The sequence below is a fragment of the Spiroplasma endosymbiont of Tricholauxania praeusta genome, from assembly GCF_964019535.1.
Classification (GTDB): Bacteria; Bacillota_I; Bacilli_A; order Mycoplasmatales; family VBWQ01; genus Spiroplasma_E; species Spiroplasma_E ixodetis_A.
In genome coordinates this window covers 887,158-901,244 of record NZ_OZ026450.1, presented here as the reverse complement: position 1 = coordinate 901,244, position 14,087 = coordinate 887,158, and the positions used below count along the sequence as shown (strand labels likewise).

The window sequence follows — 14,087 nt, the reverse complement described above, 5'->3', positions numbered from 1 at the left end:
ATTATTCCTGTAATTCTTCTAATTTTCATACATTACCTTTTAAATTACCTTTTACAGTATAAATAGTAATCAATTTTGCATGTTGAACTGATAAAATTACTATATTAGCACTATCATTAAAGGTTTGTATTTGTACACCAGCATTTTTTTTATCAGTTATAATAAATTCTTGAATAGTATAAACTGGATTATATATACTTCAAGAATAATAAACTCTATAATGTTTATTCTCTTGAAAATCATAAGTAATTTGTCAATTATCTCATTTATTTTTTTCTCTTGTTCCTACTTCTTTTCAATTTGAACGACTTGGATTTGGTTGTGGTTGTTTTTCTAATATTTCATTAATTGCTTGTAATAATTTTTTATTTTGAGTTTTTAATAATTTATATTCATTATTTTCTAATAAATCCTTACAAAGTAATGAATTTTCTTCATCATTTAGTAAAATTTCATTTGTTTCAGTATTATATTTAAAATAATCATTTGAAAATTTTTTATCTTTTATTTTTTCTTTTAACTCATTAATAGCACCAACAATAGTTTTATCAGTAGTTTCTAAATTAGGAATTTCTTGACCAATAGCATTCATAAAAAAAGTAATTGGAAATAATGCTTTTGTATCTTCTAATTTTTTATCAACTGCTGGTTTTGTATAATAATTAGTTGGGTCAATTCCACCACCAGTAGCACTAATTTTATTATTTTCATCAATAGTTATATTAGTACCAGCAATTAATTTATCTTGTTTTTTATCTAATAAATTATTAGTTTCTATTTTTGTATAATAATCACGTTCAGTACCTTCTTCTGCTATAAATTCAGTTGGTGTCCCAGTTCCTTGATATTGATATACTTCAATTTGATTAATTACATTTGTATTAAATTCTATTGTTGGAGGAGTAGGAGAAACTTCGAATAAAATTTTTTTTATACTATAATCATAAAATAAAGTTACGCTTCTAGTAGCATCTGCTACTGTTGTCATTTCTTCTCATGATATTATTTGAATGATTGATTTTGTATTATAACTTTCATTGTTATTTAATAAAAATTTTATTTCTTTTTTAAGAGTATTAACTATTTTTTTATCATTTTTATCTTGTAAATCAATTACTCAAAGAATTATAGTTCATTTATCTAAATAAAAATCATCATTATTAATTTTCTTTCATAATGGACTAGTTTCAATATTAAATCAATTATTTTTAATATCATCAATACTTTCATTAGTTTTAGTTAATTCATCATTCAATTTAGTTATATTATTTTCATTTGTAGTAATTCGTTTTTGTTGTTTAGCAGAAAAATCACAAGTTGGTGCATGCGTATAATCACCAATTTGTGGATTATTTTGTAATGCTTCGGGGGATAATGTACCAATTTCATCAGGTCAATCTAAAATCATTGTTTCAGATTCTTTATCATAATCTGTTGCAACATAACCTTTATTTATAAATTTTGTAACAGGACCTCTATATATTTCATTTTCATTATCATCAACTAAATCATCATATAATTTAATTTGTTTTGATAATGTAAATTCTTTTTGTTCTTTTATTAATTCATCAACTTGATTTCTAGTATAAAATGCTTTTAAGTCAATTTTTTCAACATCTATTTCATCATCATTATAACTTGAAAATATTTGTTTTAATTCTGTTAATCTTGCTCATATTTTCATTCTACTAGGTGCTAAATCTCAAACATTAATTGTAGGAGTACTATTTGCACTAAATTGAGTACCATTATTAAATTGAATAGTAGCATCAACATTAAATTCAATTGGTGTACGATTAAATACTCAATGTTCAACCATAACATAAACCATATCTCTTAATGTTTCTTTAATTAATTCATCTTTAAAACTATCAAAAGGAAATTTAGATAAAATAAAATCAAGATAAGCATTAATATCATTTTGAGCACGAATAGCAAAAGTTTTAAATCAATCATTAACATTAGGTCATGTTTGTATATATTGCTGTGGTGTTTCTGTAATTTTTCCAGTTAATGGATATCAGTTATTATAATTTTCAAGACTGACATCAGTTCAAAGTTTATTAATCATAATTTATCATTCCTTAAAAAATGCTTGTTTATAATGATGAGTATGTTTTTTTGTTTTTTTATGTGTTATATGTTCAATTTCTTTTTGTATTTTATTTTTACCTTTTTTTAATTTTTTCTTACTTTTTGTTACAACTTGACTATATGCAAATTTTTCTAAATGATGTAATAATCCAGTACCAAATAAAGTATTAACACTAAATTTTAAACCAACATTTTTAAATGATTTGTTAATATTTTCAATAGGATTATTAATAACATTTACTACTTTATGATAAGTTCTAATAGTTCTAAATATTTCTCTATATACTTTAAAACTATCTCTAATTACTTGTTGCACCACTGGTGGAGCAAATGCTATTGCTTTTAATCATTTATTACGATTAACACCATAACCAATGTATCAACCACTATATCAACGATATCAATGAAATGGATGTATTTGAGTAACAAAAGTTTTTGCTTTAAGAATACTATCAACAACTGTAATTGGTTTATATTTAGGATTACGATGATAAATAGTAATTGCACATTTATCTAATGACAAAGGTTGAATTTTACAACCCATAAATACTGGTGAATTTAATGGAATTAATTGTGCATGTTTAATTGCTCTTTTTTCTGCACTAGTAAATAAATCAGTTGCTTTTTCTTTTAATTTATTAATTTTTTCAAATGCTTGTTTTTCTAACTTTTCAAATTTTTCTTGTAATTTATATATACTTTCTCTTATTTTTTCAAAATATGGTGTATCTTTTCAAAATTTATTTAAACCTTTTTTTAAATAAAATCTAATATCAAAATATTTAAAAGTTTGATTTGCTTTTAAAACAAGTTGATGAATAATATTATTTTTAAAATTAAATTTAATAGAATTAGCACGAATTTTTTGTAAATCTAAAATTAAAGTTTTTCCATATCTATTTTCTGTATGTATTGTATGAACTAAATTTAATCAATCATGCTGATTCATAGATAATACTTTTTTTAAATCAGTATTAAATTTTTTTAAAAAGTTATTTGCTTTTTCAATATCTTTAATTTTAAATTTAGGAGTTAATTGTGGACTTAGTTTTATTAATGTATTTTGTAATAATAAGTAATCTTTTAACTCTTGTGCTTCTAATTTTTGAAAATTATTTTTATATTGTCTTTCAGCAACATAACCTAAATCTCGTAATACTGTTTCACGATTAGGAGTAAAACTATAATTCATTAAATAACGTTTATTACCAATAATTTTATCTGTTAAAATTTCTTTTCCACTTACTTGACTAATAATTTCTTGTAAATTTTTTGCTTCTTTAATTCCCACTTGTTCTAATGTTTTAGTTTTTTGTGCTAGTTTAATAAATTTACTTGTACGATAACCACGACTAATTTTATTAAGTCCAGCAAATGCAGGAAGTATATTAAAGAAAGTATTTAATTTTGTTACATTTCCTTTTAAATAATCATAAACTTGATTAATAGTAAAATCAGTTAAAAACTCTACACCAACAGCACTAATACTAGCAACTAAATCACTTGCACCTAATCCAAGGGCTACACTTTCACTTAATCCACCAGTAAAAGGAGCAAGTGCTACTGCTATAACTTGTACACCAATCATTTCTAAAATTTCTCATCAAAAACTTTTATTTTCTTGTTGGTTACTTGTTCTAGTATGTTTTGGTTTATTTATGTTTAAAAGTATTGCTGTACTAGTTGTACCAATTGGCATGATATTAATTTCCTTTATTTAAGAGTTATTTTAATTGGATTTGTTGTTCCTTTATAATTTAAATCATTAACATTTGCAGTAATAGTTATATATAAGTCACCCGCTTTTTGTTTTTGATTACTTACATTAGTTTTTCCTTGTGCATCACTAAAATATTTAATAGTTGGATTTGTTAAATTTGGATTTAATGATTTAAGTTCATTAGTACTTTTTATTTGTGTATTTAATTCACTATTATTGTTATTAACATTTGCAGTAATATCAGTTGTTAAACTTGTAATCTTAGTTTTTAAATCATTTTTATCATTATTAACAATTGCACATAACATTCAGCGTGAAGTTGTTTCTTCATCTGTTATATAGGGTATTGATTCACCAGTTACTTCTCCACCAACTAAATATCTTCTTCCAACTTTACCATCAGCAATATCTTGAACATATACAACTGTATTTTGTAACATATATCTTTTCATTGCTCTTGGTGTTGCTAAAACAAAAGACATAATTTTAGTTTCATTATTATCAGTAAATGTCATATAATCATCCATTACAATTTGACATAGTACACCTTTAATATATAAATCATTTCCATTTAATCTTAATTGTTGTGCAATCTGATTATCAGTAATTAAACCTTTATTATTAGCTAAATAAACAATATTATCATAAAGATTATTAGTAATAAAAAAACGACAATTATTACTATTTCTTAATTGAAATAAAGTATTTCAAGCATCTAACATTGATTTTAAGTATCCTACTGGTGATTTATCAGTAATATCTACTTTAGTTGCATATTTTGCAATTACATTTGTATCATTATTTGCTAAATAATCTGCTAAGTCATTAGCAACTTCATATTGCATTGTATTTAATAAATTTTGTCCATTTTCAGCATTTAAATCAACATTAGCAATTATTTCACCTGCAACTGCTTCTTCTTTAATTTCTTTTAAAATTTTAATAGTTTCAGCATAACTAACATCTAATCCTTTACTTTTATCATTTCATTTTAATACTTTAATTTCTGAATTTTTTGGTTTTTTAACTATAAATTCAATTTTGGTTGAATTAACCATTTCGATAGGAAAAAAACTTGCTCATGGTGAATTTGATTGTTTATAAAATTCTATAAACTCTGGTGCTTCTACTAATTTTTCGGTATTATCTAAATTTTTATTGAATTGTATTGCCATTTTTTGATTTCCTTTCTGTTATAAATTATTATTTTTTTTATAATCCAATAATGTACTTTTTATTGAATTTTGTTGATTTGTTATTATTGTTTGTGGTTTGCCACCTGTATTAATTGTTTCTTTAAATACTGGTTGTTCTTTAATCATTTTTTTAATACTTTCTTCAATTTTTGAATTTTCTATATTACTTGTTTTAAATTTTAAAAACTCATAAAATTCCGTTTTAACTTGATATTTTTTAAATATATTAATCATTTCTTTTTCTTTAATTTCTTGATTAAGTTTATTTAACTTATTTTCTGCTTCATTAACTTTATTTTCTATTTCTTGTGAAGAAGCATTATTTTCAGTTAAAGGTTCAGTTGTTTGTTGAACATTATTTTCATTTTCTAACATTTACATCACCACTTTTTTATTTATTTTCTTTATTAATCTTTTCATTTAATTTTGCTAATTTTTTTTGATGTTTTATAATTTTATTATTTGCTCTAACATGTTTTGGAGTTGTGATAAATCTTTTTAATAAAACAATAATTTCTCTGCAAATTAATATTCCAACACTTGTTCCAATAATTATTAATTCATGTAAAAATTCTTTCATTTCAATATTTTCCTTTCAACTATTTATTTTTTTATTTTTGATTATTCATCAAATTCACCTTTAATAATTCTTTCAATCATACATTTTGCATCCATTAAAAGATTTGCAATTAAACGTTCATTCAGTCGTATGTCTTCTAAATCTTTTTCATGTTGTTTTAATTTATCATCATAATATTGAATTAATTTTTCTTTATTCATACTTTTCACCTCCTTTATAAACTCATGTGATTGTAATCTCAATTTAATGAAGCATTATCAGTATTTAATGGTACTTCGCTTAGATTATCACTACCATATTGACTAGTTGTTTCACTATTAATAGTAAATCTATTATCATTTATTAATCTTGAAACTTCATTTGTAAATGTTGTTTCTTGCATTTCTCTACTATGATTTGTCTCTATTGGTAATAAATTATGGATTATTTCACTTGCACCAGCAATTATGGTAGGTACTGCATAAGCATTATTAAAATCATTATTAATACCCATAGCAACACCACTTGATATTAAACAACCACCAGTAGCCATATTACATATCTTTCTTATTGCTTCAAATTTATTAGGTATTAACTCAGTTAATCCACTAATAAGATTTGAAATACCATAAGCATTTAAACTAATATATGTATCTCAATCCATTAATGACTGATTATCTTGTTTATCTAATAATAATCATGGTGGACCCTCAGTTGTAGTTGTAGTAGTTATTGGAGTTGGTGTTGTTGGAATAATTGGAGTAATATTATTTTCTGTTCATTTACTATAATTTGCTAAACCAATTGTTCCTAAACCTAAAATAATTTTTTTAGAACTATTAATTAATTTAGTTTTAGTATTTGGTCTTTGATTTAAATTTCAAATATCTAAACCTAATTTTTTACCAAATAATAAACTATTAATTGAACCTAATATTGGATTAGCAATTACTTGACCATAATAAGCACTTGTACCAATCATTGCACAAATTGGACTTATACCAGTTCTAATTAATTTGGTTAAAGTATAATTTGATTGTGTATTTTCGTTTGGCATTTTATTCTCCTTTAATTTCTAATTTTTTAATTGTTACTTTAATTCAACCTTGATAAACATCATTATCACCAACTATTAATGCAACATTACTTTCGGGGTCAGAAACAATTATGTGTTTTGATTTAACATTTGGATATTGTCTTAAAATAATTGCTCTAATATCATTACTTGTATGAATTGATTTGGGAAATGGTGATAATATTTCAATTTCATCTTTATTTTCAAATAAAGTAGGTAATATTATCATTAGTCAAATTCTCCATTTTCTATTAGTTTATTTAAGATAAATAATGTTACATCCGTTCTCCGTGCTGGCTCTAATTCAATTAAATCATTAATATATTTAATAAATTTTTCTTTATTCATAATTTAACCTTTCTTTCCTAACTCTTTTATTTTGTTTTTGTTTACATAAGTTATTACATTTATGAGCAAAAACTCTACCATAACCACATTTATTATTCTTTTTAATTTTTATTATCATTATTTTTAAAACAATTTTCGCAATTTGGTCAATTATAATTTTCTTTACAATTTTTACAAATTTTCATAATTATTTCTCCTTATTATTTTTTGGATGTTGAAATTGAACAGCTTTACAATTATCACATCTAAATACTAATTCAATACTCACATCTTCATGTTCACATTTATTCATTATCAAAGTAACCTTTTTCTAAATATTCAATTATTAATTCCATATCTAATGTGTCATGTTCAATTAAATATTCAATTATTTTTTCTTTATTAATACAATTTTTATGTCTTGAATTATTAATTTCATCAACTTTATTTCTATGTTCTTTACAATATACTCTTCCATATTCATCAAATTGCTCTTCTGTCATATTTTCACATTGTATTTGTTCAAAATGTTCATCATGTGGTGGTATTAAACTAGTAAATTTAGTAGTTTGTGAAAATGTACATCTATTCATTAATTATTCTCCTTATTTTTAATTTGATTAGCAATTTCAAGTTTTTCTTGTTCCAATTTATCTTTTATTATTTGATTTTTTCTAATTATTTCTTGTTCTAATGAATAAATATGTTCTGACATTTTATTTATTATTAAATTTATATAATGTATTTCTTCTTCAATATTATTAAATGCAAGAGTTCCTATTTTAATTTTTAAATTTTCTAATACTTTTTCCTTCTCTTTTTTTATTACTAAATCAGTCATTTGTTTTGGATTTTGATTAAAATTCATTATATTTTTTCTCCTTTTTGTAAAATATCTTTTATTATTTCTAATTCAGTCATTCTAATTTCATTTGTTTTAATAAAATTTTGCAATCTTTCAATTTCTTTTGTATATTTATTAATATTTTCTTTATGCTGCTTAATTCTGTCATTAATATATTCTAATGGTGTATTTTTAATCATTTTTTTACTCTTTTCATTTTTTAAATCATTTAACATTGATTGAACAAAATGCACGATTTTTAGGAATATTTAAAGTATTAAAAAATTGACCAGTTACAATAATTTCATCGTTTTTGTTTAATAAAATACATCGTCTATAAAATTTTGGGTTATTAAAAATTAAAGTAACATAATTTAATCCATTTCATTGACCACGAACACTATAATATAATTCCTTATTACCTTTTTCGTAATATTTTGCTTCAATAGTGTTACTCAGTTTTACTTTTAATTTGACATAATTTGCTTTATCTTTCATTTTTATAATTCCTTAAATAGTATTGAATATGCTTATAAGCATCTTGTTCATGTTTTGTTAATTTTATATTTCCTTTATAATTTTCTATTTTAGTTTTATTTTTTGGTTCACTTTCTAAATAATCTCAATTCATAACATCTTCTACTAATACCATTAATGCACCAATAATCTTAGGTGTTGCTAATGGATTAGTTAATAATTGTTTTGAGCTTAAAAAGAAATTTTCTACAATAACTAATATTTTTTGATTAATAAATTGTTTTTTAATTAATTTAAAATATTCTTTATATATATTTTTACTTTCTAAAACTGTTTTAGTTTTGAATGTTTCATTAAAAGTAATATTATTAGTTTCACTTGAATATATAACCATTCCATTATTACCAATACCAGCGGGATCAATACCAATAATTAAGTCATATTGCATTATTCAAAGTCACCATTTTGAATTTTTTCTTGTAATTTCATTATTAATTTAAGTTTTCAATTACTAATATTAATTTTAATTACATCACTAATATCATCTTTAAGTAATTCAATAAATTCATTATCAAGATAATAAATTAATTTTTCAATAGCATTTGCAGAAGATATTTGTTTCAATATTTCTGCAATTATTGCTACTTTAATTACTTCTTTTTTAAATTTTTCTCTTAATTTTTCTTTATTAATTCAAAAATCATATTCAGTTTTACATTTACCATCATGATTAATAAAAAGTTTACAATCATCTATTGTACAGTTTGTTTTATCCATATTTATACCTCCTACTTAACTTATTTTTAAAATACAGTCATAACAAATTGCTTTACCATTTTTGTCTCTTAAAAATTTTTTTCTTGTTTTAATATCACTAGTAGTAAAGAATAAATAATATAATTGTTTTTGTTTACATGTTCAGCAAAAATAATTTTTCATTTAATATTCCTTTTCTAATATGTTCTTTTTTAAATTCTATTTGCATAATTAATCACTTCTACATCAATCACAAACATATCCAAATGGTTTTGTATAATCCAAATGTTCATCAATATCATAATCATCTTCAAATTTTCTAATATCATGTTGTTCTGCTTCTAATTCTGTTTTAAAGCGATAAAGCATTTGGATTTTGTCATCTTCATATAATTCATTACATTCAACACATCTTTTTCTTCTTTTTTTATCAATCTTTCTTAGTGCTTCATAATCAAGAATTTCTATTACCATAATAATCCTTTCCTAATATGTTCTGTTGCTTCTAGCATAAAGAACATATATTTTGTTTTTTATATTATTAATAATACTACTATTAGTTTTATTCATTCCATGAAAACTGGGCTCAAAAATAAATTGTGAAATTTTAAAAAGAAATCGAGGCATTCGATTCAATATTTATTTAATTTGCGTTTAACAAATTAATATTTTAATTGAACCGGCACCGCTCAATTTTTTTTACAAGTTTGAAATTTATTTTCTCGCCCAAAAAAAATTTTCAAAAAAAAATAAAAAATAAAACCAACACTTGCTCACTGGGGGGTGGCAAGGTTGGTTAAATAAAGAATAGAATTAATACAATAGGTCCCTACAACAGGTCTATATATACTAGTTTCCAATTCGCTCCCACCCCAAGAATTACCATTAATGGTTAGTATATTTTATTAGGTATCACTCCACTTTTTATTTATCCATGCAAGTCCACATGTTCTAGCTACTATTTTTAACAACTGTGTTGTAGTTCACTTTTTTAGTTCCCTAACACGTGTTGATAATAGCGTTAAAGAGGGTTATTAATTATTAACTTTCTCCTACTTGGTCACTGCGTGTAGTAGATATTTAAAGGATGTTAATAATAAAAAATTTTAAAATTTTACAATTACAAAAAAAGACAAGATTTTTATTCTCGTCTTTTGTCATTTATTTTTAATTTAAGGGTTTAAAAAAGAAAGGAGCTATTTTTAAAACTTTTTAGTTATCGACATCTTCGACACGCTCCCTATTGTTTTTATAATTTCATATGATTTTGGCATATAAATATCCTTTCTTTTTTTTAACTTATTAAATAATTATTTAATACTAAATTAATTATATATTATGTTGGATTTTAATGTGGTAATAGGATTTTTAAATAACATTATAAGTTTAATTTAAAAAGATATTATTAAAATATTATTATTTTAGAATAATAAGTTATTTGGTGTACGAGGAAAAGGAATAACATCTCTAATATTATTAATACCAGTAATAAACATTAAAAATCTTTCTAGACCTAAACCAAAACCAGCACTTGGTGCATATCCATATTTTCTTAAATCAAAATATCATTGTAGATCATTACCTTCAATTTTGAATTGAGTTTTATTTTTTAGTAATTGTTCATAATTATCTTCACGAACAGAACCACCAATTAATTCACCAATCCCTGGCACTAATAAATCCATAGCTGCCACTGTTTTTTGTTGTGGATGATTACTATCAATTGGATTAAGTTTCATGTAAAAAGCTTTGATGGTTTGTGGATAGTTAATAACAAAAGTTGGTTGTTTAGTTATTTCTTCACATAAATATCTTTCATGTTCTGATTGTAAATCAATTCCTCATTTAATTTCATTAAATTCAAATTTTTTTCCTTTTTTTTGTGCATTTAAAAGTAATTCAATGACTTCTGTATAAGTAATAACTTTAAAATCAGATTTAAAATCGACAATTTTTTCTAATTTTTCAATTAGTGATTGTTCATTTTTAGTTTCTTGTTTTTGTTCTAAGAATTTTAATTCAGAATTACAATTATTTAGAACATCTCTAATAACAGTTTTTATTAGTTTTTGGGCTAGTATAATATTATCTTGTAGATTACTAAAGGTAAATTCTGGTTCTACCATTCAAAATTCTGCTGCGTGACGTGTAGTATTAGATTTTTCAGCACGAAATGTTGGTCCAAATGTGTAAACTTTTTGTAAAGATTGAGCGTAGGCTTCAGCATTTAACTGACCACTAACAGTTAATGAGGCTTTTTTCCCAAAAAAATCCTTTTCATATTTATCATTAGTTATAGTAGTAACAATAAAATTTTCACCAGCACCTTCAGCATCATTAGCTGTAATAAGAGGACTATGTAGGTAAATAAATTGATTATCATGGAAAAATTTATGAATAGATCATGATACTTGATCACGAATTCTAAATAATGACAAGAAAGTATTAGTACGAACACGTAAGTGTGCGTGTTCACGAAGAAATTCATTTGTATGTTCTTTTTTTTGGATTGGATAATCATTAGCGCATATGTTGTAGACAGTAGCAGTAATTACTTTTAGTTCAAATGGTTGTTTTGCATTTGGTGTTAAAATTAAATTACCAGTAATAGTAACAGCACTACCAGTAGTAACATTAGTTAAATTGTTATTATTTTCTAAATTTGGATCATATACTACTTGTAAGTTATTAATTGAAGAACCATCGTTTAAATCTAAAAACCCAACTTTTTTACTATTTCGATTAGAACGAACCCAACCGTTAACAGTTACTTGTGTTGGTATTTTTTTAGTTTTATCGTTACTATTAATAAATAAATTATTAATTGTGTAAATCATTATTGTTCCTCCTATTTATTTTTATATAATAAATAAATTATATATTAACTATTATCTTAGTAGGGAATTATTTATGATTTTTTTCATTAATATTTGGGATAAATTTTATTTTTAGTTAGTATAAAATTTGAAATTCAATTTTAAGTTAATGTTATAATATTACTTATAGTAAAGGGGGTTTATTATGGGCAAATTTTTAAAGTTAATTACTAATGGCTTTATGACAGGTGTTAGTGAACCATGATGTAATAATGAAGGAGTTGCAGTTTTACCTTTTGTATATAAATATAATCAATATTGATTTTTATTAATGAAAGAAAATAATCCTTTATTTGAAAATAAAAAGATATCATTTTTTAGTACTCTAACAGGTGGTTGTAAATTAGGTAAATCATCACTAGAAACTGTTAAGAATGAAATTTTAGAAGAGACAGGAATTAATATTAGCAGTTTAAAACTTGATTGTATTTATAGACTTGGTAGTTATTATGCTAATAAAACTTCAATAAAAATATGACATTTTTATGCTGTTGATTTATCTAGTTTGAATTTAGATTTAAAGTTAAGTTATTTTGGTAAAGGTGATGGTAGTATTGGTGAAAATGGTATTAATGGTATTTTTATTAATGAGAGTGAACTAGATAAAGTTAATGATTCACTTACATTGGCAATTTATGGAAAATTACGATTGAATAATACAATAGTGAACATAAATAAATAAATTTAAAAGGAAGAAAATATGTTTAAAGATATAAAATTTAAATTTATAAAAAGAAAGAAAAATATAAAAGAATTTTTATTATCAATACCCAAAGATCTTAATAAAATTCCGTTTTCTGCTAAAGTAGCTATTATTTGTTTGGGGATTTTTATGTTATGAAATACATTTTTTGATTTGAATCATTTTATTAATCCTAATTTATATCCTTCGGTCTGAACTATTGTAAATCGTCAAGCTTATCATCCTTGACAGCAAGTATTATTATTCTTAAATGGTATTGCTGCTTTTACTAATGTTATTTGTATAATTTTAATTTCGTTTGGTAAAATTTCTAATTTTTTTTGAGGTTTTTTTGCTGTTAGTATTTATGGTTGTATTGCTTTAGTTTGAGATTATGTTGGTGATATGCAGTTGAATTTATTTTTCTTTTTGCCTTTTCAATTTATTGGCTATAGTTTATGGAAATTTCATTTAGATTCACAACAAGAAATAATTTCTAAACGTTTAAATTTAAAAACAAGTATTGTTACTATTTACTTTGCAATTGTTCAATTGCGTATTTTTTTATTTTGAAATTCCTGAATTTTCACGTGTAATTTTAGGGAAATATGATTTTGATGGTAATACTTTTCAACAAGTTTTACCACATATTCTAGATTCATTAACTAATTCTTTAAGTATTGTTGCGCAAATACTAATGTTATTACGTTTTCGTGAACAATGAATTTTTTGAATAATCGTTAATATTTTTCAAATAGCTATGTATTCGGGAGCTGCTCATAATCGTTTGGATGTAAATCTTTTATTAATGTGAATTGTTGCTCTTGGTAATTCTGGTTTTGGTTTTTATCAATGATTTTTTGTAAGAAGTAAAGAAAAAGTAGTAGTTAAAAAAGAAACATATGAGCAGTAATAACTTTTAAATAAGAAAAATAATAATTTAGAAAATAAGTTATTATTTTGTATAATAGTTTGTAAAGTATAAAATAATTATCAAAGAAGGTTATTATGAAAAAAAATGTATATATATTAAAAAAATTAGATGACACTAATACTCTTGCCAAAATAATTGCTAAAATTGCTAAACCAAATTTAATTTTATTATTAAATGGTCCGCTTGGTAGTGGTAAAACGCAAATTACTAAATTAATTGGTAATTTACTTGGAGTTAAAAATATTATTAATTCACCAACTTTTATTATTTGAAATAAGTATCAAACTAAATATGAATGAAATTTAATTCATATGGATGCTTATCGTTTAATTAATACTCATTTAGAAGAATATTATGAAATAATGATGAATAATTTTATGATAATTGAATGATCAGAAAGATTAAAAATTAATTTTAATAATTATTCATATATTGCTATAGATTTTAAAATTATTGATATTAATAGTAGACAAATAGTTATTAATACTAATCTTCTTACAAAAGAGGAAGAAAAGTATTTATTTGACGCATTAAAAAAAATATAGAA

General features: G+C 23.0%; 22 protein-coding genes. 4 read left to right on the top strand and 18 right to left on the bottom strand.

Translation table 4 applies throughout. The features are described from left to right. Position 1: 1 nt before the first annotated feature. The 18 genes from AACK96_RS04895 to asnS all read right to left on the bottom strand — a co-directional run bounded on the left by AACK96_RS04895 (position 2) and on the right by asnS (position 11,888). Positions 2-2,071, bottom strand: a complete 2,070-nt coding sequence (locus AACK96_RS04895) for a hypothetical protein (protein WP_338973617.1) — start codon at positions 2,069-2,071, stop codon at positions 2-4. Positions 2,072-2,074: 3 nt separating this feature from the next. Then, on the bottom strand, positions 2,075-3,793 hold the full coding sequence (locus tag AACK96_RS04890) for a hypothetical protein (RefSeq protein WP_338973542.1): 1,719 nt from the start codon (positions 3,791-3,793) through the stop codon (positions 2,075-2,077). Between the two features lie 14 nt (positions 3,794-3,807). After that, positions 3,808-4,989, bottom strand: coding sequence for a hypothetical protein (locus tag AACK96_RS04885; protein ID WP_338973539.1), 1,182 nt, complete (start codon positions 4,987-4,989; stop codon positions 3,808-3,810). An 18-nt stretch (positions 4,990-5,007) separates the two neighbouring features. Then, on the bottom strand, positions 5,008-5,385 hold the full coding sequence (locus AACK96_RS04880; RefSeq protein WP_338973404.1) for a hypothetical protein: 378 nt from the start codon (positions 5,383-5,385) through the stop codon (positions 5,008-5,010). Positions 5,386-5,401: 16 nt separating this feature from the next. Continuing rightward, a complete protein-coding gene (locus AACK96_RS04875) occupies positions 5,402-5,590 on the bottom strand; it encodes a hypothetical protein (RefSeq protein ID WP_338973407.1) in 189 nt (62 codons plus the stop codon). Between the two features lie 41 nt (positions 5,591-5,631). Continuing rightward, positions 5,632-5,790 carry a hypothetical protein gene (locus AACK96_RS04870; RefSeq protein WP_281748859.1) on the bottom strand — a complete coding sequence of 53 codons (159 nt, stop codon included), beginning with the start codon at positions 5,788-5,790 and terminating at the stop codon, positions 5,632-5,634. Between the two features lie 14 nt (positions 5,791-5,804). Next, entirely contained in the window at positions 5,805-6,626 is an 822-nt protein-coding gene (locus AACK96_RS04865) for a hypothetical protein (protein WP_338973533.1), read from the bottom strand. Position 6,627: 1 nt separating this feature from the next. Next, positions 6,628-6,873, bottom strand: a complete 246-nt coding sequence (locus AACK96_RS04860; protein WP_338973530.1) for a hypothetical protein — start codon at positions 6,871-6,873, stop codon at positions 6,628-6,630. Positions 6,874-6,984: 111 nt separating this feature from the next. Continuing rightward, positions 6,985-7,110, bottom strand: coding sequence for a hypothetical protein (locus AACK96_RS04855; protein ID WP_338973528.1), 126 nt, complete (start codon positions 7,108-7,110; stop codon positions 6,985-6,987). Positions 7,111-7,276: 166 nt separating this feature from the next. Beyond that, complete coding sequence (locus AACK96_RS04850) at positions 7,277-7,564, bottom strand: hypothetical protein (RefSeq protein WP_338973525.1); 288 nt, start codon at positions 7,562-7,564, stop codon at positions 7,277-7,279. Next, positions 7,564-7,839, bottom strand: coding sequence for a hypothetical protein (locus AACK96_RS04845; RefSeq protein ID WP_338973523.1), 276 nt, complete (start codon positions 7,837-7,839; stop codon positions 7,564-7,566). The genes AACK96_RS04850 and AACK96_RS04845 overlap by 1 nt, the downstream gene beginning before the upstream one ends. Next, the gene (locus AACK96_RS04840; protein WP_338973522.1) at positions 7,839-8,051 is read right to left on the bottom strand and encodes a hypothetical protein; all 213 of its coding nucleotides are present in this window, start codon (positions 8,049-8,051) and stop codon (positions 7,839-7,841) included. The genes AACK96_RS04845 and AACK96_RS04840 overlap by 1 nt, the downstream gene beginning before the upstream one ends. Beyond that, positions 8,020-8,313 (bottom strand): hypothetical protein, encoded by a 294-nt coding sequence (locus AACK96_RS04835; protein ID WP_338973519.1) that lies wholly within the window; start codon positions 8,311-8,313, stop codon positions 8,020-8,022. The genes AACK96_RS04840 and AACK96_RS04835 overlap by 32 nt, the downstream gene beginning before the upstream one ends. Further along, positions 8,303-8,740 carry a hypothetical protein gene (locus AACK96_RS04830; RefSeq protein WP_338973516.1) on the bottom strand — a complete coding sequence of 146 codons (438 nt, stop codon included), beginning with the start codon at positions 8,738-8,740 and terminating at the stop codon, positions 8,303-8,305. Before AACK96_RS04830 ends, AACK96_RS04835 begins: the two co-directional genes overlap by 11 nt. Continuing rightward, positions 8,740-9,069: a hypothetical protein gene (locus AACK96_RS04825; RefSeq protein WP_338973513.1), complete on the bottom strand. Its 330-nt coding sequence runs from the start codon at positions 9,067-9,069 to the stop codon at positions 8,740-8,742. The genes AACK96_RS04830 and AACK96_RS04825 overlap by 1 nt, the downstream gene beginning before the upstream one ends. Before the next feature lie 15 nt (positions 9,070-9,084). After that, entirely contained in the window at positions 9,085-9,231 is a 147-nt protein-coding gene (locus AACK96_RS04820) for a hypothetical protein (RefSeq protein ID WP_338973430.1), read from the bottom strand. 48 nt (positions 9,232-9,279) lie between these two features. Next, the gene (locus AACK96_RS04815; RefSeq protein WP_338973510.1) at positions 9,280-9,522 is read right to left on the bottom strand and encodes a hypothetical protein; all 243 of its coding nucleotides are present in this window, start codon (positions 9,520-9,522) and stop codon (positions 9,280-9,282) included. 947 nt (positions 9,523-10,469) lie between these two features. Beyond that, positions 10,470-11,888, bottom strand: coding sequence for an asparagine--tRNA ligase (asnS, locus tag AACK96_RS04810; RefSeq protein ID WP_422397333.1), 1,419 nt, complete (start codon positions 11,886-11,888; stop codon positions 10,470-10,472). A 181-nt stretch (positions 11,889-12,069) separates the two neighbouring features. Between asnS and AACK96_RS04805 the strand changes: the two genes are divergently transcribed. From AACK96_RS04805 to tsaE, 4 genes are all read left to right on the top strand, one after another. Then, positions 12,070-12,606 (top strand): hypothetical protein, encoded by a 537-nt coding sequence (locus AACK96_RS04805; RefSeq protein WP_338973612.1) that lies wholly within the window; start codon positions 12,070-12,072, stop codon positions 12,604-12,606. 18 nt (positions 12,607-12,624) lie between these two features. After that, entirely contained in the window at positions 12,625-13,230 is a 606-nt protein-coding gene (pnuC, locus tag AACK96_RS04800; protein WP_338973609.1) for a nicotinamide riboside transporter PnuC, read from the top strand. Positions 13,231-13,303: 73 nt separating this feature from the next. Beyond that, on the top strand, positions 13,304-13,519 hold the full coding sequence (locus AACK96_RS04795) for a nicotinamide mononucleotide transporter (protein WP_338973606.1): 216 nt from the start codon (positions 13,304-13,306) through the stop codon (positions 13,517-13,519). A 95-nt stretch (positions 13,520-13,614) separates the two neighbouring features. Next, positions 13,615-14,085, top strand: coding sequence for a tRNA (adenosine(37)-N6)-threonylcarbamoyltransferase complex ATPase subunit type 1 TsaE (gene tsaE / locus AACK96_RS04790; protein ID WP_338973603.1), 471 nt, complete (start codon positions 13,615-13,617; stop codon positions 14,083-14,085). Positions 14,086-14,087 lie beyond the last annotated feature (2 nt).